The 23,601-nt window shown below is 70.3% G+C and carries 22 protein-coding genes and 1 pseudogene; 17 read left to right on the forward strand and 6 right to left on the reverse strand.

The window, feature by feature from the left end:
* Window positions 1-7: 7 nt before the first annotated feature.
* Both ASF45_RS06775 and ASF45_RS06780 read left to right on the forward strand, forming a co-directional pair.
* Window positions 8-991, forward strand: a complete 984-nt coding sequence (locus tag ASF45_RS06775) for a tripartite tricarboxylate transporter substrate binding protein (protein ID WP_056659062.1) — start codon at window positions 8-10, stop codon at window positions 989-991.
* The gene (locus ASF45_RS06780; RefSeq protein WP_056659065.1) at window positions 991-1,380 is read left to right on the forward strand and encodes a RidA family protein; all 390 of its coding nucleotides are present in this window, start codon (window positions 991-993) and stop codon (window positions 1,378-1,380) included. The genes ASF45_RS06775 and ASF45_RS06780 overlap by 1 nt, the downstream gene beginning before the upstream one ends.
* Here ASF45_RS06780 and ASF45_RS06785 read toward each other — a convergent pair.
* Window positions 1,377-2,057: an alpha/beta family hydrolase gene (locus tag ASF45_RS06785; RefSeq protein ID WP_056659067.1), complete on the reverse strand. Its 681-nt coding sequence runs from the start codon at window positions 2,055-2,057 to the stop codon at window positions 1,377-1,379. The two genes, ASF45_RS06780 and ASF45_RS06785, sit on opposite strands and share 4 nt — an antisense overlap.
* A 28-nt stretch (window positions 2,058-2,085) precedes the next feature.
* Window positions 2,086-3,006, reverse strand: a complete 921-nt coding sequence (locus tag ASF45_RS06790) for a LysR family transcriptional regulator (RefSeq protein WP_056659071.1) — start codon at window positions 3,004-3,006, stop codon at window positions 2,086-2,088.
* Between the two features lie 92 nt (window positions 3,007-3,098).
* On the opposite strand from ASF45_RS06790, the gene ASF45_RS06795 reads away from it, so the two are divergent.
* On the forward strand, window positions 3,099-3,920 hold the full coding sequence (locus ASF45_RS06795; protein ID WP_056659074.1) for an NAD(P)H-dependent oxidoreductase: 822 nt from the start codon (window positions 3,099-3,101) through the stop codon (window positions 3,918-3,920).
* On the opposite strand, the gene ASF45_RS06800 is transcribed toward ASF45_RS06795, so the two are convergent.
* From ASF45_RS06800 to ASF45_RS06815, 4 genes are read right to left on the reverse strand one after another with little or no spacing between them, the layout of a single operon-like run.
* Entirely contained in the window at window positions 3,905-5,260 is a 1,356-nt protein-coding gene (locus ASF45_RS06800; RefSeq protein ID WP_056659077.1) for a glutamate carboxypeptidase, read from the reverse strand. The two genes, ASF45_RS06795 and ASF45_RS06800, sit on opposite strands and share 16 nt — an antisense overlap.
* Window positions 5,261-5,309: 49 nt before the next feature.
* Complete coding sequence (locus ASF45_RS06805; protein WP_056659081.1) at window positions 5,310-6,557, reverse strand: MFS transporter; 1,248 nt, start codon at window positions 6,555-6,557, stop codon at window positions 5,310-5,312.
* Between the two features lie 55 nt (window positions 6,558-6,612).
* Window positions 6,613-7,461, reverse strand: coding sequence for an alpha/beta hydrolase (locus ASF45_RS06810; RefSeq protein WP_056659275.1), 849 nt, complete (start codon window positions 7,459-7,461; stop codon window positions 6,613-6,615).
* A 5-nt stretch (window positions 7,462-7,466) separates the two neighbouring features.
* Complete coding sequence (locus ASF45_RS06815) at window positions 7,467-8,135, reverse strand: TetR/AcrR family transcriptional regulator (RefSeq protein WP_056659083.1); 669 nt, start codon at window positions 8,133-8,135, stop codon at window positions 7,467-7,469.
* Between the two features lie 162 nt (window positions 8,136-8,297).
* Here ASF45_RS06815 and ASF45_RS06820 point away from each other — a divergent pair, with 162 nt between their 5' ends.
* The 14 genes and pseudogenes from ASF45_RS06820 to ASF45_RS34280 all read left to right on the forward strand — a co-directional run bounded on the left by ASF45_RS06820 (window position 8,298) and on the right by ASF45_RS34280 (window position 23,595).
* A complete protein-coding gene (locus tag ASF45_RS06820) occupies window positions 8,298-9,164 on the forward strand; it encodes a fumarylacetoacetate hydrolase family protein (RefSeq protein ID WP_056659086.1) in 867 nt (288 codons plus the stop codon).
* Window positions 9,161-9,949, forward strand: a complete 789-nt coding sequence (locus ASF45_RS06825; protein ID WP_056659089.1) for an alpha/beta fold hydrolase — start codon at window positions 9,161-9,163, stop codon at window positions 9,947-9,949. Before ASF45_RS06820 ends, ASF45_RS06825 begins: the two co-directional genes overlap by 4 nt.
* A 2-nt stretch (window positions 9,950-9,951) precedes the next feature.
* Window positions 9,952-11,271 carry an amidohydrolase family protein gene (locus tag ASF45_RS06830; protein WP_063887591.1) on the forward strand — a complete coding sequence of 440 codons (1,320 nt, stop codon included), beginning with the start codon at window positions 9,952-9,954 and terminating at the stop codon, window positions 11,269-11,271.
* A 10-nt stretch (window positions 11,272-11,281) separates the two neighbouring features.
* The gene (locus ASF45_RS06835; protein ID WP_056659092.1) at window positions 11,282-12,571 is read left to right on the forward strand and encodes an amidohydrolase family protein; all 1,290 of its coding nucleotides are present in this window, start codon (window positions 11,282-11,284) and stop codon (window positions 12,569-12,571) included.
* Window positions 12,568-13,515, forward strand: coding sequence for a branched-chain amino acid ABC transporter permease (locus tag ASF45_RS06840; protein ID WP_056659095.1), 948 nt, complete (start codon window positions 12,568-12,570; stop codon window positions 13,513-13,515). Before ASF45_RS06835 ends, ASF45_RS06840 begins: the two co-directional genes overlap by 4 nt.
* Before the next feature lie 320 nt (window positions 13,516-13,835).
* Complete coding sequence (locus ASF45_RS06845) at window positions 13,836-14,945, forward strand: branched-chain amino acid ABC transporter permease (protein ID WP_200932124.1); 1,110 nt, start codon at window positions 13,836-13,838, stop codon at window positions 14,943-14,945.
* Window positions 14,942-16,177: an ABC transporter substrate-binding protein gene (locus ASF45_RS06850; protein ID WP_056659098.1), complete on the forward strand. Its 1,236-nt coding sequence runs from the start codon at window positions 14,942-14,944 to the stop codon at window positions 16,175-16,177. The genes ASF45_RS06845 and ASF45_RS06850 overlap by 4 nt, the downstream gene beginning before the upstream one ends.
* 14 nt (window positions 16,178-16,191) lie before the next feature.
* A complete protein-coding gene (locus ASF45_RS06855) occupies window positions 16,192-17,001 on the forward strand; it encodes an ABC transporter ATP-binding protein (protein ID WP_056659102.1) in 810 nt (269 codons plus the stop codon).
* Window positions 17,001-17,471, forward strand: a pseudogene (locus ASF45_RS36805) (ABC transporter ATP-binding protein); the annotation flags it as partial. The gene ASF45_RS06855 and the pseudogene ASF45_RS36805, both read left to right, overlap by 1 nt.
* Window positions 17,472-17,948: 477 nt before the next feature.
* On the forward strand, window positions 17,949-19,205 hold the full coding sequence (locus ASF45_RS35980) for a Tm-1-like ATP-binding domain-containing protein (protein WP_235580841.1): 1,257 nt from the start codon (window positions 17,949-17,951) through the stop codon (window positions 19,203-19,205).
* Entirely contained in the window at window positions 19,183-20,013 is an 831-nt protein-coding gene (locus ASF45_RS06865) for a phosphoenolpyruvate hydrolase family protein (protein WP_056659109.1), read from the forward strand. Before ASF45_RS35980 ends, ASF45_RS06865 begins: the two co-directional genes overlap by 23 nt.
* On the forward strand, window positions 20,010-21,704 hold the full coding sequence (locus ASF45_RS06870) for a flotillin family protein (protein WP_056659113.1): 1,695 nt from the start codon (window positions 20,010-20,012) through the stop codon (window positions 21,702-21,704). The genes ASF45_RS06865 and ASF45_RS06870 overlap by 4 nt, the downstream gene beginning before the upstream one ends.
* Window positions 21,701-22,135: an SRPBCC family protein gene (locus tag ASF45_RS06875; RefSeq protein ID WP_056659116.1), complete on the forward strand. Its 435-nt coding sequence runs from the start codon at window positions 21,701-21,703 to the stop codon at window positions 22,133-22,135. The genes ASF45_RS06870 and ASF45_RS06875 overlap by 4 nt, the downstream gene beginning before the upstream one ends.
* Complete coding sequence (locus ASF45_RS34280; protein ID WP_056659119.1) at window positions 22,132-23,595, forward strand: SRPBCC family protein; 1,464 nt, start codon at window positions 22,132-22,134, stop codon at window positions 23,593-23,595. The genes ASF45_RS06875 and ASF45_RS34280 overlap by 4 nt, the downstream gene beginning before the upstream one ends.
* Window positions 23,596-23,601: the final 6 nt, after the last annotated feature.

The raw sequence follows: 23,601 nt of genomic DNA on the forward strand, positions 1-23,601 counted from the left end.
AGTGCCCATGACCCAGCCCCTCTCCCGCCGCCAGTCCCTGCGCCGCCTGGCCGCTGGCACCGCCCTGGCCGCCGCGCCGCTGCTGTCCCGCGCCCAGGCCGGCAAGACCTTGCGCATCGTCGTGCCCTTCCCGCCTGGTGGCAGTACCGACCTGCTGGCGCGCCGCATCGGCGAGAAGCTGTCGGTGGCGCTGGGGCAGACCGTGATCGTGGAGAACCGCGCGGGCGCGGGCGGCACGGTGGGCGCCGACTACGTGGCCAAGTCCGCGCCCGACGGCATGACGCTGCTGATGGGCGTGACCGGCAGCAATGCGATCGCGCAGGCGCTGTACCCCAAGCTGCCCTACGACGTGGTGAAGGACTTCGCGCCCGTCTCCATGGTCGTGAGCTCGCCGCTGGTGGTCACCGTGAACCCGACGGTCAAGGCCGAGACCCTGGCCGAGTTCATCGCGCTGGCCAAGGCCAGGCCCGGATCGATCAGCTACGGCTCGGCCGGCAACGGCACCTCCATGCATCTGACGGGCGAGATGTTCAAGCAGGCCACCAGGACCTCGATGGTGCACATCCCCTACCGCGGCAGCGCCGGCATGCTGCAGGACCTCATGGGCGGGCAGATCGAAGCCACTTTCGGCGACCTGTTGGTGGTGATGCCGCAACTCGAAGCCGGCAAGCTGCGTGCGCTGGCCGTGACCTCGAAACAGCGCCACCCCATGCTGCCCAAGGTGCCGACCGTGGCCGAGAGCGGCTACCCGGGCTTCGAGGCGCTGTCCTGGCAGGGTCTGTTCGCCCCGAGCGCCACGCCGGCCGAGCTGGTCGAGAAGATCAGCGTCGAGGTCAACAAGGCCATCAAGACGCCGGAGATCGCGGACTTCTTTGCCTCGCGCGGCTTCCTGATCGATGGCACCTCGCCGGCCGCCTTCAAGGGCCTGATCGAGGCCGAGGTGAAGAAGTGGGGCGCCATCGTCAAGACCTCGGGCGCCAAGGCGGACTGATGGACGCGCCCATCGAACGCATCGGCGCCGTGGTGCGCGCCGGCCAGCGCCAGCCGATCTCGGCCGCCGTGGCCTGGGACCGGCTGGTGTTCGTCTCGGGCCAGGTGCCCATGACGCCGGCCGGCCCGGCCGCGCCCGACATCGCGGGCCAGACCCACGCCACACTGGACCACATCGAACGCATCCTGCGCGAAGCCGGCTGCACGCTGGAAGACGTGGTCAAGACCACCGTCTGGCTCACCGATGCGGTGGACTACCCGGCCTTCAACGCGGCTTACGCGGAACGCTTTCCGGCCGAACAGGCGCCCGCGCGCTCGACCGTGATCGCCGGCCTCATCGCGCCCGTGAAGGTGGAGATCGAGGCCGTGGCGGTGCGGCCCGCCACCTAGGCCGGCAGACGCCAGGCCTGGGTCCAGGCCCACAGCCCATCGAGCAACTCTTCCATCGCCTCGTCGTCGGTGCGCCCGCTGCGCCGCAGCACATGGAAGCCGTGGTCGGCCTCGGCGATGGCCAGGTGCGTGGCGATGCCACCCAGCTGCCCGACCAACTCCGCATAGGGGCCGGCCTCTGCCAGCGCGTCGCGCGTGCCGCGGACGAACAGCATGGGCAGGTCGATCTGCGCCAGGTGCGCGGCGCGCTCCGCCCCGGGCCGGCCGGCCGGGTGCAGCGGAAAGCCCAGGAAGACCAGGCCCTCAACGCCGGGCAGGGCTTCGGCGGCCTGGGCCTGCGAGCTCATGCGTCCGCCGAAGGACTTGCCGCCCGCCAGCAGCGTGGCCCCGGGCCAGCGGGCCTGCGCCCAGGCCACCGCGGCACGCACCGTGGCCTGCGCGACCGGCGCCGCGTCCACCCGGCGCGAACCCGCTTGCATGTAGGGGAACTGGTAGCGCAGGCAGGCGATGCGGCGCTCGGCCAGTCCCTGGGCGACGCTGGCCATGAAGGGATGTGCCATGCCGGCGCCAGCCCCGTGGGCGAACACGTAGGCGGCATCGACAGCGTCCGGCGTCGTGGCGATGGCATCGACGCGGTGGCCGAGCGCCGTGGTGAGGGTGAGGGACTCGGTCTGCATGCCCACCGCATTCTGCGCGTCCGCGTGCTCAACGTGGCCGGCGTGGTGTCTTTTCGGCACAGAGCGCGTGCAGCGTCTCGCGCAGCCAGCGCTGGCCGACATGGCCGTGGTTGCGCTCGTGCCAGACCATGCCGACCGCAAAGCCCGGCACGGCGAACGGCGGTGCCACGGTGCGCAAGGGCTGCTCACTGCCCGCGGCCAGGCGGCGCGGCACGAGTGCCACGAGGTCCGATGCGGCGACCAGTTGCGGCACCAGCAGGAAGGAGGCCGCAGACACCGCCACACGGCGCTGCAGGCCCAGCGCCGCCAGCGCATCGTCCACCGGTGTGGCGAAGTCTCCACCGCGCAGCGCCACCACCACATGTTCCAGCTGCGCATAGGCCTGCGCGTTCAGGCCCCTGCGCAGGCGCGGATGCCCCTGCCGGCCGATCAGCACGTAGTCCTCGTCGAACAGGTGGCGCGTGCGCAGGCTGGGCGGTGCCGCCGCGGGCGTCATGAGCGCGAGGTCCACGTCCCCGCGCGCCATCTGCGCGTCCAGGGTCTGCAGCTCCAGGTGGCACATGGCCACCCGCACGCCCGGCGCACGCTGGCGCAAGGCCAGGCACAGCGGTTGCACCGCCACCGCCTGCAGGTAGTCGGTGCAGGCGATCGTCAGCGTGAGTTCGGCGCGCGCCGGATCGAAGTTCGCCTTCTCGGCCACGGTGGCCCGCACCTGGTCGAGCGACTGGCGCAGCGGTGCCAGCAGTTCCAGCCCCTTCGCGGTCGGCGTCATGCCACGCTGCGCCGGCACCAGCAAGGGATCGTCGAACAGCACGCGCAGCCGCGCCAGCTGTGCGCTGACGGCCGGCTGGCTCAGGTGCAGGCGCGCGGCCGCACGGGTCACGTTCTGCTCGACCAGCAAAGCCTCCAGCGTCACCAGCAGGTTGAGATCCAGCCGCTTGCCATCCATGGCGTCGATGGTAGGGCAGAGATCACGCGATTTCACAGATGGCAGGCCAGCGGCCAGACTGGCGGCTTCTCCTTTCCACAGCGCCAATCGCCATGTCCAAGAACATCCTCATCGTCCACGCCCATCCCGAGCCGACCTCCCTCACGCGGCAACTGGTCGAGGTGTCGCGCGACAGCCTGCGCGCCCAAGGCCACACCGTCGTGGAGTCCGACCTGTACGCGATGCGCTGGAAGGCCGTGTTCGACGCCGACGACTTCCCCGCGCGGTCGGATCCCAAGCGCCTGTCCTTCATCGGCGAATCAGGCCACGCCTACCGCAGCGGCCGTCAGACGCCCGACGTCGCCGAAGAGCAGCGCAAGGTGCTGGCCGCCGACGCCGTGCTGTTCCAGTTCCCGCTGTGGTGGTTCGGCATGCCCGCCATCATGAAGGGCTGGATCGACCGGGTCTGGGCCCATGGCCTGGCCTACGGATACCGGGATGCGGGCAACCTGCACCGCTACGGCGATGGCGCCTTCCGTGGCAAGCGCGCGCTGCTGTGCGTCGCCGCGGGCGGACCGGCCGTGGACTATTCGCCGCGCGGCATCAACGGTCCGATGGAGCAGTTGCTCTTCCCCATCACCCATGGGTCCCTGTTCTTTCCCGGCTTCGACGTGCTGCCCACGCACGCTGTCTATGGCGCTGGCGGACTGGATGCGCAGGCGCTGGACCGGGTGCGGCAGGACTGGCAGGGTCGTGTGCAGTGCCTCTTCGAGCAACCCCCCATCGCGTTCCGGCGCCAGAACGGCGGCGACTATCCCGATCGCCACGTGCTGGCGGCGCATGTCGCCGTGGGCCGGGCCGGGCTCGTGGCGCACATGGCCGGCGATCCGTGCGCCACGAGCCCGGCAACAGCCTGCGCCTACCAGCCGATCTGACCGCGGCCCGTGTCCATGACCATGCGCGCGGCCAGGTAGAGCCGCGGCCCGACGTTGGACACCAGCACGTACTCGTCGTCGTTGGAATGTGCGCCGAAGCCGCGCAGGCCGAAACTTTCCAGCACGCCGCCGCGCGGGCGCAGGCCGGCGAAGGCGGCATCCGTGCCGCCGCCGGTGGCACGCTCGCGGATCTCCAGCGGCATGCCCAGCCCGCCGTACAGACCCGTGGCGTGCTGGGCCAGCGCGCGCGAGGCCGCGTTGGACACGAAGGCCGGGCGGCTGCGGTAGAAGCTCAGGTCGATCTTGGTGTCCGGAATCAGCTTGTCCTCGATGGACTTCTTCAGCGATGCTTCCATCAGGTCCAGGTCGGCGTTGGTCAGCGAGCGCACGTCGGCGATGGCCGTGGCCTCGGCCGGGATCACGTTGCGCGAGTTGCCGGCATTGGCCACGGTCCAGTTGATCTGCAGGCCCTTGGCCGGGTCGCCGAACTGCCGCGACTTGAGCATCTGGTGCGCGAGCTCGTACAGCGCGTTGCGGCCCTGCTCGGGCGCCGCGCCGGCATGGCTGGCCTTGCCGGTCACCTTCATCTCGACGATGGCGATGCTGCTCGTGGCCAGGCGCACCATGTCGCCGCCCCGGGCCGTGGCACTGCCGCCGCCCTCGAACGAGAACACCGCGTCGTAGGCGCCGCCCAGCTCCGTGAGGAAGGGGCCGGAGCCCGGCGAGCCGACCTCCTCGTCGCCGTTGATCAGCACGCCGAGTTCGGCGTAGTCGTTGAAGCCATTGCGCGCCAACAGTTCCACCACGTGAAGGATCAGCGCCACGCCCTGCTTGTCGTCGGCGATGCCGAGGCCATAGGCGCGGTCGCCGTCGATGCGGAAGGGCTGCTTGGCGCCCATGCCGCGCGGGTAGACCGTGTCCATGTGGGCGATCAGCAGCACCTTCTTGGCGCCTGTGCCCTTGCGCGTCGCATACACCATGCTGCCCAGCTCCGCGCCCTTGAGCTGCGGGTGGAAGCCCGGCGCGCGCGTGGGCCTGGTCTCCACCTGCATGCCGGCTTGGCGCAGCCGCTCGGCCACGGTGCCGGCGAGCTGGCGCAGGCCCTCCAGGTCGCGGCTGCCGGACTCGATGCCGACCAGCGTCTCCAGCGTCTTGAGGTAGGGGCCGACCTCGGCCTGCGTCTGCGCACGCAGCGCGGCGTCCACGGGCAGGGCTGCCTGTGGGGGCGGGCTGGCGGGGGCCGTCGCATTCGGCGCCATCGGCGCGCAGGCGCCGAGCAGCAGCGCCGAAGCCAGCGCGCCGGCCAGCAGGGAGGGGCGACGCAGAGAAACGAGAGACATCAGGAACTCCTGGAACCGTGAAAGGCGCGCAGTGTAGGACGCAAGGCGCTCATGCGAACGTGCGCCGCAGCCGCTGCACGCGCCACAGCAGCATGGCCGTGATGCCGAGGTTGAGCAGGTTGAAGGCGATGCCGTTCAAAAAGGCCGCGTGGTAGCTGCCCGTGAGGTCGAACACCTTGCCCGACATCCAGCCGCCCAGCGCCATGCCGAACAGCGTGGCCATGATGACCGTGCCCACGCGCGCCCCGGCCTCCTGCGGCGGGAAGTACTCGCGCACGATGATGGCGTAGGACGGCACGATGCCGCCCTGGAACAGGCCGAACAGCGCCGAGATCACGTACAGCGGCACCAGACCGTCGAAGGGCAGGAACAGCAGCAGCGCCACGCCCTGCAGTGCCGAGCCCAGCAGCAGCGTGCGCAGGCCGCCGATGCGGTCGCAGATCCAGCCCGAGACCAGCCGGCTGACCACGCCGAAGCCCAGCATCAGCGCCAGCATCTCGGCACCGCGCGCCGCGCCATAGCCCAGGTCGCCGCAGTAGGCCACGATGTGCACCTGGGGCATGGCCATGGCCACGCAGCAGGCCAGGCCGGCCACGCAGAGCAGGCCCTGGGCCGAGCCCAGCGACAGGCCGAACGGCCGCCCGGTGACCAGCGCCGCCGCCGCGGCCGCGGCCGGCCCCTGTGGCGCCACGGCCACCGCGGGCGGCCGCTGGCGCATGCACAGCGCCAGCGCGCCCACCGTGAGGCTGCAGAACACGGCCATGCCCAGGTAGGTCTGGCGCCAGCCCACGGTCTCGATGAAGTGCTGGGCCACCGGTGGCCACACCGTGCCGGCCAGGTAGTTGCCGCTGGCGCACACGCCCACGGCCATGCCGCGACGGCGCTCGAACCACAGGGCCGTGTCGGCGATCAGCGGCGCGAAGCTGGCCGAGCAGCCCAGGAAGCCGACCAGGAGGCCTTGCGCGAGCGCGAAGCCGAGCAGGCTGTCGGCCGTGGCGCTCGCCCAGTAGCCCAGGCCCAGGCACAGGCCGCCCAGCAGCAGCGGCCAGCCGATGCCGAAGCGGTCGGCGAGCTTGCCCATCAGCACGCCGCCGACACCGAAGCCCAGCATCAGCAGCGTGTAGGGCAGCGAGGCATCGGAGCGGGCCACGCCGAACTCGGCCTGCACCGCAGGCAGCGCGACCGACACCACGTACATGCCGCCGTTGCCCACGGCCATGAGCAAGAGCGCGATGCCCAGGCGGAACAGCGCGTAGCGCGAATCCACGCCGGGGGCCGGCGGGTGGTGTGTCTCCATGGCTTGTTCTTTTGGGTTCGAGCGAAGCCCGAACCCTACACCAAGCCGCCAGCTCTCACAGGCCCAGCAGCCCCAGCGCCAGCCGGTGCGCACGCGCGGCCGGGTCGGCCAGCTCGTGCAGCACGTTCATGTGGTTGCGGCCCGGCACGGTCTCGCAGACCGGCACCGCGGCCTCGCCCCAGCGTTCGCGGATCAGCGCGTTCTGGCGCTGGAACTCGGCACTCTCCTCGCCACCGACGAGGGCCAGCAGCGGCCCGGCGGGCGCCGGCATCCAGGCCGGGCTCAGCTGCAGCGCCGATGCCTCGGTCAGCTTGAGGTCGGGCGCCAGGAAGGGCGCATGGCGCAACGGCTCCAGTTCATAGAGGCCCGACAGCGCCAGCGCGCCGCGCAGCGGCTGCGCCGGCATGCGCCGCTCGACGTCGCGCCAGTTGCAGGCCAGCAGCATCGCCGCCAGGTGGCCGCCCGCGCTGTGGCCGGCCAGCGCGATGCGCTGGCGGTCCACGCCGAGCGCATCGGCCTCGCGCCAGATCCAGGCGACGGCCTTGACCATCTGCTGCACGATCTGCGCGATGCTGGCATAGGGCGCCAGCGCGTAGTTGGGCAGCACCACCGAGACGCCGGCCGCGACGAAGGGCTCGGCCACAAAGCTGTGGTCGCGCTTGTCCAGCGCGCGCCAGAAACCACCGTGGATGTAGACCAGCACCGGCGCGTTCGGCTGCGCGGCCGGGAACAGGTCCAGCGTCTCCTTGGTGCCCTCGCCATAGCGCAGGTCGAGCTTGCCGCGCAGCTTGCCGCGCGTGGCCTTGGACGCATCGGTCCAGTACTGCAGGATCTGCGGGTGCTCGGGGATGGCGGCACGGGTGTGGTACTGGGCGTCGTACCAGGCGGGGTCGTGTTCGGGCATGGGCGTCATTGTGCGGGCTTCTTCTTCGCCGCAGCCGGCGAGCCGGCCTCGCGCAGGGCGGCATCGACCATGGCATCGGCCATCCACAGCGCGGTGCGCTCGACCTCGCGGTCGCTCACGCCCCAGATGTCCTTGAGGATCACATAGGGCTCGATGCCGTAGATCACCGACAGCGCGCGGTGCAGCCGGTCGTAGACGGCCTGCGGCAACTGCGGCGCGAGCGGCTCGAGCGCGTGCTCGAGGATGCGCACGCGGTGGCCGCGGCGGAACGGCTCCTCCTCCAGCAGGCCGGCACGCTCCTGCGCCCACTGCTCCAGCGACAGCAGCGCGGCGGCGCGCAGCTGCGGCTCGAACTCCTTGAAGCGCGGGAAGGTCTTCTTGAACAGCTCGTGCAGCCGCGCATGCCCGTCGGGCAGGTCGGACGCGTGGCTGCGCACCGGTCCCAGCGAGGCCTCGATGACGGCCGTCAGCAGCGCGCTGCGGCTCTTGAAGTAGCGGTAGGCCGTGGCGCGCGACACCTTGGCGCGCACCGCGGTCTCGGCCACGGAGGGAATGTGGCCACCGTCCTGGATGATGGCCATGGCCGTCTCCAGCAGCAGCTTGAAGGTGGCCGCCTTGACGCCGCGTTCGGGCGGCTGCGGTGGAGGACTGTGCGGGAACTTGGGGCGCGCCATGCGGGTTTGTCCGGGTCTGGGTGTGTTGTTTGTGTCTTGCGCGGCGAGACCCGCTCATTATGATGCGCCCATCCCGTTGTGAGACACCCGTCTTAAAACGGACATTCGATCTCACAGCCAGGGCAAGGCCCTGCGACATGTGCGGCACCAGGAGACAACCAGATGCGGCTTGCCAGCTGGCGTTGGGGTGGTACGGACCACGTGGGGCTGATCTCGCCCGATGGACGCGAGGCCACGCCGCTGGCGTGCGCAGACGCCAGCCGCGGCGTGCAGCCACTCATCGAGGCACTGGTCGAAGGCCGGCGCTTGCCGCGCGAAGCCGGCACGCGCCTGCCGGTCTCGGCCATCAGCTTGCGCGCGCCGCTGCCGCGCCCGCACCGCAACCTGTTCTGCGTGGGCCGCAACTACCGCGCCCATGCGGCCGAGCTCGCCGGCACGGTGTTCCGCGACAGCCTGCCCAAGGAAGACGACTGGCCCATCGTCTTCACCAAGACGCCGCAGACCGTGATCGGCCCCTTCGACACGGTGCGCCTGCCGGGCCGTGCCGTCACCGAGCAGATCGACTACGAAAGCGAGCTGGCCATCGTCATCGGCCAGCCCGGGCGCGACATCCCCAAGGGCCGCGCCATGGCGCATGTGCTGGGCTACACCGTGGTCAACGACGTCAGCGCGCGCGACGTGCAGACGCGCCACCAGCAGTGGGACCTGGGCAAGAGCTTCGACACCTTCTGCCCCATGGGCCCGTGGATCGTGACGGCCGACGAACTGGACGGCCGCAGCACCCGCGTGCGCGGCTGGGCCAACGGCGAACTGCGCCAGGACGGGCGGACCGAAGACATGATCTTCGACATCCCCACGCTCATCGAGACCTGCTCGCGCGGCATCACGCTGCTGCCCGGCGACATCATCGCCACGGGCACGCCCTCGGGGGTGGGCATGGGTTTCAAGCCGCCGCGCTGGCTGAAGGCGGGCGATGTGTTCAAGGTCGAGATCGATGGCATCGGCGCCATCGAGAACAGGTTCCAATGAGCACGCTCCTCACCATCGAACGCATGGTGGCCGAGGACGAAGGCGAGGGCGATGCTGTCGTCTGCATCCACGGCCTGGGCGGCAGCGCCAACACCTTCGGGCCGCTGCTGCCGGCGCTGCAGCGCCACCGCGTGCTGCGGCCGGACCTGCCGGGCAGCGGGCGCTCCCAGCGGGCCGAGGGCGCGCTGTCGATCGGCCGCTACGTGGATGCCGTCCAGGCCTTCTGCGACCGCGCTGGCATCGCGCGTGCCCACGTGGTCGGGCACTCCATGGGCACCATCGTGGCCCAGCATCTGGCCGTGCGAAACCCCAAGCTCGTGCGCAGCCTCGCGTTGTTCGGCCCGCTGATCACGCCACCCGATCCCGCGCGCAAGGCCATGCGCAGCCGCGCCGACAAGGCGCGCGAAGGAGCTGCCGGCCTGCACGAGATCGTGGACCAGCTGACCCAGGTGGCGGTGTCGTCGGAAACGCGGCAGAACCATCCGCTGGCCGTGGCCTTCGTGCGCGAGAGCCTGCTGCGCCAGGAGCCCGAGGCCTATGCGCGCAGCTGCGAGGCACTGGCCGGCGCCGAGGCGGCAGCCGTGGACCGCATCGCCTGCCCGGTGCTGCTGGTCACGGGCGACGAGGACGGCGTGGCGCCACCGCAGAACGTGCGCGCGATGGCCGAGAAGATCGCCGGCGCACGCGCGCTGGTGCTGCCGCGCTGCGGCCACTGGACGCCCGTGGAGAAGCCCGAGGACTGCCAGCGCGCGCTGCGCGACTTCCTGGCCAGCGTGAGGAACTGAGCATGGCGGATGTCCACTTCACCAACGTGCGCATCTTCGACGGCGGCGGCGAGCAGCCCTTCATGGGCGAGCTGATGGTGTCGGGCAACCGCATCCACCGCGTCGTCAAGACGGGCTTCGGCCAGCGCAGCCAGCCCGTGGCCGGCGCCACGGTGATCGACGGCGGCGGTGCGTTCCTGATGCCGGGCATGGTGGAGGCGCACACGCACTTCAGCTGGAACGACCAGCCCAGCCTGGACGCGATCCAGCGCATGCCGCCGGAAGAGCACATCCTGTGGTGCGCCGAGGTGGCCAAGCGCTACCTGGACATGGGGTGGACGAGTTGCGTGGGCGCGGCCTGCGCCAAGCCGCGGCTGGACGTGGTGATCCGCAACGCGATCAACGACGGCACCATCGTGGGCCCGCGCTACCTCGCCGCCAGCCAGGAGATCACGGTCCCCGGCGGCCTGGGCGACACCACCCAGCCGCATCTGCCGCAACCGGAGTTCGCGTTCGGCGCGGTGGTCAGCGGGGCCGAGGAGATGCGCCGTTGCGTGCGCATGTTCGCCAAGTACGGCGTGGATTCGCTCAAGATCAACCTGTCGGGCGAATCCATCACGGGCATGTCGTCCGAGATGAGCCAGTTCACCGAGGAGGAGATCCGCACCTGCGTGCAGGAGGCCAAGGCCTGGGGCAAGCGCGTGGCCGCGCACGCGCGCAGCACCTGGGCCATCAAGCAGTGCGTGAAGCAGGGCATCGAGGTGATCTACCACGCGAGCTTTGCCGACGAGGAAGCACTGGACCTGCTGGAGGCGCACAAGTTCGAGCACTTCGTCGCGCCCGGCCTGGCCTGGCTGATCCGCACCGTGAACAACGCGAGCGAGTACGGCCTCACGCCCGAGGTCACGAAGAAGATGGGCTACCACCGCGAGCTGGAGGCGGCGATCGCCAGCATGCAGGCCATGCGCAAACGTGGCATCCGCATCCTGCCAGGCGGCGACTACGGCTTTGCCTGGACACCGCACGGCACCAATGCGCGCGACCTGGAGTACTTCGTCAGGCACGTGGGCATGAGCACCATGGAGGCGCTGCTGTCGGCCACGGCCTGGGGCGGCCCGATGATGAAGATGGGCAAGCAGATCGGCTACCTGCGCGAAGGCTGCCTGGCCGACATCCTGCTCATCGACGGCGACCCGCTGGCCGACATCACCATCCTGCAGGACAAGGCGCGCATCCTGGCCGTCATGAAGGACGGCGAATTCCACCGCGCGCCGCCCGTGCGCGAAGGCACGGGCGGCGCCTACCTGCGCGAAGTGCGCCCGATGAACCGCTGGGCGGCTTGAGGAGACGACGATGGCTGAAGTCCTGTTCACCAACGTGCGCATCCTCGAAGGCGGCACGCAGCAACCCTACCAGGGCAGCGTGCGCGTCAGCGGCAACCGCATCCGCGAGGTCGGCCGCAGCCTGGCGCCCGTGGGCGGCTTCAACAGCGGCGTGCAGATCATCGACGCGGCCGGTGCCACCTTGATGCCGGGCATGTGCGAGGCCCACACGCACTTCAGCTGGAACGACGCCGCCACGCTGGCCGCCATCCAGGCCATGCCGCTGGAAGAACATGTGCTGTGGTGCGCCAAGGTGGCGGGGCGCTACCTGCAGGCGGGCTTCACCTCCTGCGTGGGAGCGGCCTGCGCCAAGCCGCGGCTGGACGTGGTCACGCGCAACGCGATCAACAAGGGCCAGATCCCGGGCCCGCGCTACCTGGCCGCGAGCCAGGAGATCACGGTGCCCGGTGGCCTGGGCGACGAGACGCTGCCGCACCTGCCCTTCCCCGAGTTCAGCTTCGGCGTGAACGTGAACGGCGCCGAGGACATGCGCAAGGCCGTGCGCCGCTTCCTGGCCTACGGCGTGGACTCCATCAAGCTCAACCTCTCGGGCGACAACTTCACGCCGCAGTCGCCGGCCGGCACCACCTGGATGACCGACGCCGAGGTGGCCGCCGCCATGCAGGAGGTCAAGATGCGCGGCAAGCGCGGCGTGGCCCATGCGCGCTCGGCCGACAGCGTCAAGCAGGCGCTGCGCCACGGCATCGAGCTGATCTACCACGCCAGCTACACCGACACCGAGACGCTGGACCTGCTGGAGGCGGCCAGGGACCAGGTGTTCGTCGCGCCCGGCATCGCCATCCTCTACGCCATGCTGCACGAGGCCGAAGCTTTCGGCATCACGCACCAGATGGCGGTGGACATGGGCTACCAGGACGAGTGGGACAACGCCATCGAATCATTGAAGGCCATGCACAGGCGCGGCATCCGCGTGCTGCCGGGCGGCGACTATGGCTTCGCGTTCACGCCCCACTGCCAGAACGCGCGCGACCTGGAGTTCTTCGTCAAGTACCTGGGCATGACGCCGCTGGAGGCGATCCGCTCGACCGCCGAGTTCGGCGGCCCGGTGATGAAGATGCCGCACGACCTGGGCCTCATCAAGCCCGGGTACCTGGCCGACCTGCTGCTGGTCGACGGCGACCCGCTGGCCAACCTGTCGATCCTGCGCGACCCCAAGCGCATCCTGGCGGTGATGAAGGATGGCGTGTTCGCGAAGCTGCCACCGGTCGCCAGCGAACGGCGTTGGGAACGCGCGGCATGAGCAGGACAGGCCGCATCCTGCTCGGGCTGCTGGTCGGCGGCCCCATCCTCGTGTTCTCGCTCTGGGCGCTGTTCGACAACGCGCGCCTGTACGTGGTCACCATGCTGAACGGGTTGACGCTGGCTTCGCTGTACTTCATCGTCGCCAGTGGCTTCACGCTGGTCTTCGGCCTCATGCGCAACGTGAACCTGGCCCACGGCTCGCTGTACCTGCTGGGCGGCTACGTGGGCTACGTGGTGGCCGACAAGACGGGCTGGTGGCTGCTGGCGCTGGCCGCGGGCTTCGCCGCGGCCGCCGTGGCGGGCCTGTTGATCCAGGTGCTGGTCCTGCGCCGCATGCAGGGCCAGGACCTGCGCCAGACGCTGGTGACCATCGGCCTGTCCATCGTGATCGCCGATGTGCTGCTGTGGATCTTCACGGGGCAGGTGCACCAGATGGAAGCGCCCGCGTGGCTGCAAGGTCCGATCCGCGGCCTGCCCCTGATCAACGCCTACGGCGCCTTCCGGCTGAGCCTGCTGGGCTTCGGCCTGGCCATCGGCCTGGGTCTGTGGTGGCTGCTGAACAGGACCCGGGTGGGCGCGATGATCCGTGCCGGCGTGGACGACCGCGGCATGCTGGCCGCGTCCGGCGTCAACGTGAACCTGGTGTTCGCCATCACCTTCATGCTGGGCGCCGGGCTGGCCGGCTTCGGCGGCGTGATCGGCGCAGTGGAGCTGTCCATGGTGCCGGGCGAAGACATCCGGCTGCTGCTGGCCTCGCTGATCGTGGTGATCGTGGGCGGCATGGGCAGCGTGGTGGGGGCCGCCATCGGGGCCGTGATCCTCGGCCTGGCGGAAACCTATGGGCTGGCCTACGCGCCGACCTACAGCGTGGTGTTCACCTTCGTGATCCTGATCCTGGTGCTGGCATTCCGGCCCAGGGGGATCATGGGGAAGGCTGCTTGAAATGCGGATGCAGGCATTCCAGCCATGCGGAGGTGGCGCCCAACCACGCCGACGGTGTACTCCACTCCGCGAATGTCCCCCGCCCAGGGCCGCAGGCGGCCCAGGGCTCCTCCTTTATTTCGCTGCGTGGAACACACCATCGTCGTGGTCCGGAGCTGTCGTGTCGCACGACACAGCGCGACGCGGCGTTCCCAGGCCGAGGACATCGGGTGGCCTCTGCAGCGAAATAAAGGAGGAGGCCGCCAGGCCGGGGGACATTCGCGGAAGAGGCTACCCGGTGGCGTCGGCCCACGCACCAAGCGTTGCAGGGGACCACTGAAATGAGCGCATCCCAATGGCGTCGCGCCATGAACCGCCAGCCGATGGCACCAGTGGCGCGGCCACGTCCCGGTGCAGCGCCTGTGACAAGCGCACCACCTGCACGCGCGGCCTGGGCCCGTCTGCGCCCGCGCCACGGCATCGTGCTGATCCTTGCCCTGCTGTTCCCCTTCGTCGCCACGCCCTTCTTCACCTACCAGGTGGCAGCCCAGTCGCTGGTGCTGGGCCTGATCGCGCTGTCGCTGACCTTCCTGGGCGGCTACGGCGGCATGGTCTCGCTGGCGCAGATGACGGTGGCCGGCATCGCGGGCTACGCCATGGCCGTGCTGGGCACCAGCAGCAGCGCGGCCATCAGCCTGGGCTGGCCCTGGTGGGTGGCAGCGCCGTTCGCGCTGCTGATCGCGGTGGCCTGCGCCGCGCTGATCGGCTGGCTGTCGGTGCGCACCGAGGGCATCTACACCATCATGATCACGCTGGCCATCGGCGTGGCGTTCTACTACCTGGTGCTGCAGAACTACAGCATCTTCAACGGCTTCCAGGGCCTGCGCGAGCTGCACCCGCCCGATGTGTTCGGCGTGGACTGGCGCAAGCCGGTGCCGTTCTATTTCCTCGCGCTGGGCTGCGCGCTGGCGGGCTATGGCGCCGTGAAATGGATCGTGCGCGCACCCTTCGGCATCGCGCTGCAGGGCGTGCGCGACAACCCGCGCCGCATGGCCGCGCTGGGCTACAGCGTCGTCGCGCACCGCGTGGCGGCCTATGCCTTCGCCGGACTGCTGGCGGCCGTGGGCGGCATCCTGCTGGCCTGGTACAACGGGCTCATGACCCCGGGATCGGTCGGCACCAGCTGGCTCATCAACATCCTGGTCGTCGCAGTGCTGGGCGGCATGCGCCACCCGATCGGCGCCTTCGTCGGCGCGGTGCTGTTCGTGCTGCTGCAGACCTTCGCCATCGACCTGGTCGACCGCGAACGCTTCAACCTCGTGATCGGCGGCGTGTTCCTCGCCATCGTGCTGTGTTCCCCCGACGGCCTGCTCGGACTGTGGGCGAAGGCGCGTGCGCGCTTCGCACCCAGGCAGACCATGACAACGCCAACCCCAAGGAGACAAGCGTGAACCTCAAGCAAACCCTGCTGGCCGCTGCGGCCACCTGCGTCGTGACCGGTGCCTGGGCCCAGGGCGGTCCCATCAAGATCGGCCTGCTGGCCACGCTGGAAGGCCCGTTCGCGGCCGGCGGCGCGGACGGCATGCGCGGTGCGGAGCTGGCCGTCAAGGAGCGTGGCGGCATGGTGGCGGGCCGCAAGATCGAACTCGTCAAGGCCAGCTCGGACGCCAAGCCCGACGTGGCCGTCAACGCCACGCGCAAGCTGGTGGAACAGGACAAGGTCGAGATCATGGTCGGCCCGCTGTCGGGCGGCGAAGGCATCGCCGTGAAGGACTACTCCAAGACCCAGCCGCAGGTGACCTTCATCAACGGCGCCTCGGGCGCGCAGGGCACCACGCTGGACAGCCCCAGCCCCAACTTCTACCGCTTCAACACCGAGGGCGCGCAGTGGATGGTGGGCCTGGGCCAGGCCGCGCTGGACAAGGGCTACAAGCGCGTGATGGTGATCGCCGAGGACTACGCTTTCCCGTATTCGCAGGTGCAGGGCTTCATGTCGGAGTTCTGCGCCAAGGGCGGCAAGGTGCCGGTCAAGGCCTGGGTGCCGCTGGGCGGCAAGGACTACAGCTCGGTCATCGCGCGCATCCCCAAGGACGTGGACGCGCTGCTGGTGGTGCTGGGCGGCGCCGACGCGGTGAACTTCCTCACGCAGTACGAGAACGCCGGCGGCGACAAGCCCATGCTGGGCGGCTCCATCACCGTGAGCCAGGACGTGCTGAACTACCGCGGCAAGCGGCGCGATTCGCTGGTGGGTACCTTGTCGGCCGGCCCGGTGGCCGACAGCTACGACGGCGCCGGCTGGAAGGCCTTCGTGGCCGACTACCAGAAGACCTACCCTGTTTCTTCCGGCGCTTTCCCCAGCCCCAGCCTGTTCGCCTACGTCTACTACACCAACATGAAGGCCGCGCTGGACGGGCTGGACGCGGTCAAGGGCGACCTCTCGGGCGGCCAGGCCAAGTACCGCGAGGCGCTGCAAAAGATGGTGCTCAAGACGCCCACCGGCGACGTGCGGCTGGACGGCAACCGCCAGGCCATCGGCACCACCTTCGTGACCGAGGTGGTCAAGGACGCGCAGGGCAACCTGACGACCAAGGTGGCCAAGAAGGTCGACAACATCGACCAGCTGCTGGGCATGAAGAAGGAAGATTTCAAGATGGGCACGCGGGACGTTCCCGCCTGCCCCTGAGAAGGGCTGAACGCGTGGCCACCGTCACCTCGCTCCGCCCTCCCACGGCCCGCGCCGGCGCCGCGCCACGCGCGCTGGCCTCGGGCGACGCGCTCGCGCTCGAAAGCGTCACGCGCGCCTTCGGGGCGCTGCGCGCCGTGGACGACGTGAGCTTCTCGGTGGCGGCCGGCCAGCGCTACGCCGTGCTGGGCAGCAACGGCGCGGGCAAGACCACGCTGTTCAACGCCATCACGGGCGACTTCCCGCCCACCAGCGGGCGCATCCGCTTCTTCGGCGAGGACATCACAGCGCTGCCGCCGCACGAGCGCATCCGCAAAGGACTGCGGCGCACCTACCAGTCCTCGCTGCTGTTCCGCGAACTCAGCGTGCGCGACAACCTGTTCCTGGCGGTGCGCGGCGTGGCCAACGGGCGCTTCAGCCTTCGGCGTGCTGGCGCCGGCCACGGCTCCACGCAGGCGACGGACGAGCTGCTGGAGCGCGCACGCCTGGCCCACATCGCCGACACCCTGGTGGCCGACCTGGCGCACGGCCAGCAGCGCCAGCTGGAGATCGGCATGGCGCTGGCCGGCGCGCCGCGGCTGATCCTGTTCGACGAACCGGCCGCGGGCCTGTCGCCGGCCGAACGCCGCGAACTGGTGGCGCTGCTCAACGCACTGCCGGCCCACATGGGCTTCGTGATCATCGAGCACGACCTGGACATCGCGCTGCGCGTGACCGAGAAGGTGACCGTGATGCACAACGGCCGCGTGCTCAAGACCGGCACGCCGGCCGAGATCGAGAACGACGCCCAGGTGCAGGCCATCTACATGGGCGGGAGGCATTGATGGACGCACCGCTGCTGCAGATCGACGGCCTGGACGTCTACTACGGCCGCGCCCATGCGCTGCAGGGCGTGAACCTGGGCCTGGACCGCGGCGTGCTCGGCATCGTCGGCCGCAACGGCATGGGCAAGACCACGCTGTGCAACGCCATCTGCGGCCTGCTGCCGCCCGTCGGCCGTGCCACCGGCAGCGTGCGCCTGCTGGGCGAGGAGATGCTGGGCCTGCCGCCCGAGCGGCGCACCAAACGCGGCATCGCCTACGTGCCACAGGGTCGGCGCGTGTGGCCGTCGCTGACGGTGGACGAGACCTTGCGGCTCGTGGCACCGAAACGCCGCGACGTGGACAAGGTCTACGCCATGTTCCCGCGCCTAGCGGAACGCAAGGGCAACGGCGGTGCGCAACTCTCTGGGGGCGAACAGCAGATGCTGGCCATCGGCCGTGCACTGTTGCTGGAGCCGCGGCTCCTGGTCATGGACGAGCCGACCGAGGGCCTGGCCCCGGTCATCGTGGAGCAGGTCGCGCGGGCACTGCGCGACCTGGCGGCCGACGGCAAGATCGGCGTGCTGCTGATCGAGCAGAACCTGGGCGTGGCCATCGAGGTGGCCGACCGCATCGGCGTGATGGTCAACGGCCGCATCGCGCAGCTGATGCCCGCGGCCGAGCTCGGAGCCGACCGCGCGCTGCAGGAGCGGTTGCTGGGCGTGCGCACCGGGCCGGACGAAGAGACCGAAGTGCCGCAAGCGGCGCAGAGCCGGCCCACCACCGTCCTCACGGTGGCGCGCATGCACGGCGACGGCGCGCCCTCGCTCGATGCGCTGCTGCCGCGCACGGTGCGCGGCTTCAACCGCTGGAACAGCGGCGACACCGCCGCGCCCGTGACCGACATTCCACGCGTGGCACCGCCAGCGCCCAGTCCCGTGACCGCGCCGGTACAGCGCGCCGCCCAGGTGCTGGAGTTTCCTGTCGCCGCCAGCAGCGAACGCTGTGCCTACGTGGCCGGCACCTTCGACACCAAGGGCCGCGAACTCGCCTACCTGCGCCAGTGCCTCGAAAAGCTGGGCCTGCGCGTGGTGACCGTCGATCTGGCCACCAGCGGCAAACCCTCGCCCGCCAGCGTGCACCCGCGCGAGGTGGCGCGCCACCACCCGCAGGGTGAGTCGGCTGTGTTCAGTGGCGACCGCGGCACGTCCGTCACCGCCATGGCACTGGCCTTCGAACGCTACGTGCTCACGCGCCGCGACCTGGGCGGCCTGATCTCGGCCGGCGGCTCGGGCGGCACGGCGCTGGCCACGCCGGCCATGCGCGCGCTGCCCATCGGCGTGCCCAAGCTCATGGTCAGCACGGTGGCCAGCGGCGATGTGCGGCCCTACGTGGGGCCCAGCGACATCTGCATGATGTACTCCGTCACCGACGTGCAGGGCATCAACCGCATCAGCGAGCGCGTGCTTGCCAACGCTGCCCACGCGCTGGCCGGCATGGTGACGCACCCCATGCCCGAGGGCGAAGCGCGCAAACCCGCGTTGGGCCTGACCATGTTCGGCGTGACCACGCCCTGCGTGCAGATGGTCACCAAGCAGCTCGACGAGGCCTACGACTGCCTGGTGTTCCACGCCACCGGCACCGGTGGCCAGAGCATGGAGAAGCTGGCGGACTCGGGCCTTTTGGCTGGCTGCATCGACGTCTCCACCACCGAGATCGCCGACGAGATCGTGGGCGGCACCATGTCGGCCGGTCCCTCGCGGCTGGACGTGTTCGCACGCCAGGCGCTGCCCTGGGTCGGCTCGGTCGGCGCACTGGACATGGTGAACTTCGGCGCGCGCGACACCGTGCCCGAGCGCTTCCGCGCACGCCGCTTCTACCAACACAACGCCGGCGTGACGCTGATGCGCACCACGCCCGACGAGTGCCGCGCCATCGGCGCCTTCCTGGCCGCCAAGTGCAACGCCATGCGCGGGCCGGTGCGGCTGCTGCTGCCCGAGGGCGGCGTCTCGGCCATCGACAAGCCCGGCCAGCCCTTCCACGACCCCGAGGCCAACCGTGCGCTGTTCGACACGCTGGCCCAGAACTTCCGCAGCAGCAGCGACCACCAGCTGGTCCGCCTGCCGCACCACATCAACGACGAGGCCTTTGCCGACGCGCTGGTCGCCGCCTGGCGCGCCGTGGCCCGCAACGAGGAACGCACCCATGCCACGCATCGCCAGAGATGAACTGCTGCGGCGCTTCCGCGCCAAGATCGCCGCGGGCCGGCCACTGATCGGCGGCGGCGCCGGCACCGGCCTGTCGGCCAAATGCGAGGAAGCCGGCGGCATCGACCTGATCGTGATCTACAACTCGGGCCGCTACCGCATGGCCGGGCGTGGCTCGCTGGCGGGCCTCTTGGCCTACGGCAACGCCAACGAGATCGTCTGCGACATGGCGCGCGAGGTGCTGCCCGTGGTGAAGGACACGCCGGTGCTGGCCGGCGTGAACGGCACCGACCCCTTCATGATCCCCGAGCAGTTCCTGCGCCGGCTGATCGACCTCGGCTTCTCGGGCATCCAGAACTTCCCCACCGTGGGCCTGATCGACGGCAGCTTCCGCGCCAACCTGGAAGAGACCGGCATGGGCTACGGGCTGGAGGTGGAGATGGTGCGCCGCGCCCGCGCGATGGACCTCCTGACCACGCCCTACGTGTTCTGCGAGGCCGATGCGCGCGCGATGGCGCAGGCCGGTGCCGACATCGTGGTCTGCCACCTGGGCCTGACGACTGGCGGCAGCATCGGTGCCGAAACCGCGCTGCAACTCCCGGACTGCGTGGCCCCCATCAAGGCCTGGGCGGCCGCCGCCAAGGCCGTGAACCCCGACCAGCTGGTGCTGTGCCACGGCGGCCCCATCGCCACGCCCGAGGACGCGCGCTGGATCCTGGGCCAGTGCCCCGAGTTGCACGGCTTCTACGGCGCCAGCTCCATGGAGCGGCTGCCCACCGAGATCGCATTGACTGAAACCACCCGACGCTTCACGGAGATCGCACTATGACCGGCGCTGAATTCGGCAGCTTCCTTCTCGGCCTGATCGTGGTGGTCATCGCCGTGGCCATCGTGGTCTGGCTGTTCCACTGGCTGTACCTGCGCAGCAGCAAGGAGCGCGCCTTCGTGCGCACCGGCATGGGCGGGCAGAAGGTGGTGCTGGGTGGTGGTGCCTTCGTGCTGCCCATCGTGCACGACGTGATCCCGGTGAACATGAACACGCTGCGGCTGGAGGTGAGCCGGGGCCGCGACAAGGCCCTGATCACCAAGGACCGCATGCGCGTGGACGTGATCGCCGAGTTCTACGTGCGCGTGGCCGCCGAGCCCGAGGCCGTGGCCGCCGCCGCGCAGACGCTGGGCCTGCGCACCATGGAACCCGAGCAGCTCAAGGAACTGGTGGAAGGCAAGTTCGTCGATGCGCTGCGCACCGCCGCGGCCGAGATGACGATGGAGGAACTGCACGAGAAGCGCGGCAGCTACGTCAAGCGCGTGCGCGAGGCCGTGGCTGGCGACCTGACCATGAACGGCCTGGAGCTCGAAGCCGCCTCGCTCACGCAGCTGGACCAGACGGCGATGGAGTACTTCAACCCCAGCAACGCCTTCGACGCCGAGGGCTTGACGCGCCTGACCGAGCAGATCGAGCGCCGCAAGAAGCAGCGCAACGATGTGGAGCAGGACACGCTGATCGCGATCCGCAACAAGAACCTGGAAGCCGAGAAGCTGAGCCTGGACATCGACCGCGAGGCCGAGCACGCGCGGCTGCACCAGCAGCGCGAGGTTGAGATCGCCCGCGCGCGCCAGCGTGCCGAGCTGACCAGCGAGCGCGCCCAGAGCGAGCAGAACGCCGAGGGCGCGCAGATCACCGCCAAGCAGGCCATCGACATGGCCCGCATCCGCAGCGAGCAGAGCCTGGAGCAGGAGCGCATCACCAAGGAACGCACGTTGCAGGCGGCCGAGATCGCGCGCCGGCAGTCGCTGGAGCTGGCCGAGCAGCAGCGCGCGATTGCCGTGGCGCGCGAGAGCGAGGCCCTGTCGAACGCGCAGGCCGGTGCCGAGGCCGCCCGCGCGCTGGCGGTGGCGGCGGAAGAGAAGGTGTTCACCGCGCGCGAGGTCGAGATGGCCGAGCGCAAGAAGGCCATCGACCTGATCGGCGCCGCGCAGGCGGCCGAGCGCGAGGCGCTGCAGCTGACCACCGCGGCCCAGGCCGAGAAGGCCGCCAGCGCCGACCGCGGCGCCGCCATCCGCGCCCAGGCCGAGGCCGATGCCGACGCCGACCGCATCCGCGCGCTGGCCGTGCGCGTGCGCGCCGAGATCGAGGCAGAAGCCCAACGCTGGATGAACGAGGCGCAGAACGTGCTGTCGCCCGACGCCCGCACCTCCGCGCTGCGCATGCGGCTGGTGGAGAAGGCCGAGGGCATCATCCGCGAGTCGGTGCGGCCGATGGAGCGTATCGAGGGCATCAAGATCCTGCACGTGGACGGCCTGGGCGGTGGCGGCGGCTCCGCGGGCGGCGATGGCGGTGGCGGCGGCTTCGCCGACGGTGTCGTGAACTCGGCGCTGCGCTTCCGTGCCCAGGCACCGCTGGTGGACCAGCTGCTGCGCGAGATCGGGCTGGACGGAAGCGACATCCAGCGGCTGGCCGGCGCGAGCTCGGGCGCCAATGCGGCGCTGCCACCGGCCCAGCAGAAGTCTGAAGCATGATCCGCCTGTACGTTTCCAGCGTGGTCGAGGCCAGCGCCGACAACGTCTGGGCGCGCATCCGCGACTTCAACGGGCTGCCCCAGTGGCACCCGGGCATCGCGGACAGCCGCATCGAGAACGGCGAGCCCGCCGACCGCGTGGGCTGCATCCGCCATTTCCACACCCGCGACGGCGGCACCATCCGCGAGCGCTTGCTGGCCCTGTCCGACTTCGACTACACGCAGACCTACGAGATCCTGGAAAGTCCCATGGGCGTGGACCACTACGTGGCCACGCTCAAACTCACCCCCGTGACCGACGGCAACCGCTGCTTTGCGGAATGGAGCGCGGAGTTCGGCTGCGACGAAGGACGCGAGCAGGAACTGACGCGGACCATCGCCGACGGCGTGTTCCAGACGGGCTTCGACGCCCTCAAGCGTCTGTACCGATGACGCTGCAGAAAGTCGTCCGCTCCACGGTGATCGACGCGCCCATCGAGCGCGTCTGGGCCGTGCTGCGCGACTTCAACAGCCACGACCAGTGGCACGACGTGGTGGCCGAAAGCCGCATCGAAGGGGGAGAGCGCAGCGACCAGGTCGGCTGCGTGCGCAGCTTCTCGCTCAAGGACGGCAACCGCATCCGCGAGCAGCTGCTGACCTTGGACGACCGCCAGTACAAGAGCACCTACTGCATCGTCGAGGCGACCGTGCCGCTGCTGCGCTACGCCGCTACCGTTACGCTCAAGCCCGTGACCGACGGCAACCGCACCTTCTGGCATTGGGAATCGACCTTCGCCACACCGCCCGGGCGCGAACGCGAACTGCGCGACATGGTGGCGCAGGGCGTGTACGAGGCCGGCTTCGCCAACCTGCGCCGGCACCTGCAGCGCGGCGGCGACCTGCGCGCGCCGGGGCAGGCCGCGATGCCGGTGGCCATCGCGCTGCCCACACGGCACGTGCGGCTGCAAGGCTATGGCGACGCAGCCCAGCTGCGGACCGAAGACACCGAGGTGCCACCGCCCGCACCCGGCGAGGTGCGCATCCGCCAGCGCGCCATCGGCCTGAACTTCATCGACGTGTACCAACGCCGCGGGCAGATCCCTTCAATGCTCGCGCCCGGCGGCACGCCCGGCATGGAGGCGGCCGGCAGCGTGCTGGACTGCGGCGAGGGCGTGCATGGTTTCCTGGCCGACGAACGCGTGGCCTACCTGTGCCCGCAGCCGGGTGCCTACACGGGCGTGCGCAACGTGCCAGCCCCATGGCTGGTGCGGCTGCCGCCCGCGGTGGACGACGAGGTGGCTGCCGCATTGCTGCTCAAGGGCCTGACCGCCGACGCATTGCTGCACGACGTGGCGCCTGTGCAGCCCGGCGCGCGCTGGCTGGTGCATGCCGCCGCCGGCGCGCTGGGCCAGGTGCTGTGCCAATGGGCCAGCCGCCTGGGCGCGCAGGTCATCGGCACCGTCTCGACCGAGGCCAAGGCCCGCATCGCGCGCGCCCACGGCTGCGCGCAGGTGATCGTCACATCCGACTACCGATTCGCCGACGCCGTGCAGGCCCTGGGCGGTGCCGATGTCATCGTCGACGGCCTGGGCCAGCAGGCCCAGCAGGAGAACCTGGCCGCGCTGGCCCCCTGCGGCCACTGGATCAGCCTGGGCCAGGCCAGCGGCCCGCTGGCGCCGCTGGACCCGGACGCACTGCTGATGAAGTCGGCCACGTTCTCGCGCCCCATCGTGTTCGCCTACGTGGCGCAGCCGCAGACCCTGGCGCGCCGTGCAGCACGCGTGTGGGCGGCGCTGGCCGATGGCAGCATCACCATGCCCACCATCGAACGCTTCACGCTGGAGAGCGCGGCCCAGGCGCACGAGCGGCTGGAATCGCGCGAGCGCAGCGGCGCCCTTGTCCTGATCCCCTGAAGGAGC

Origin of the sequence: Pseudorhodoferax sp. Leaf265 (assembly GCF_001422365.1) — a bacterium.
Taxonomy (GTDB): domain Bacteria; phylum Pseudomonadota; class Gammaproteobacteria; order Burkholderiales; family Burkholderiaceae_C; genus Pseudorhodoferax.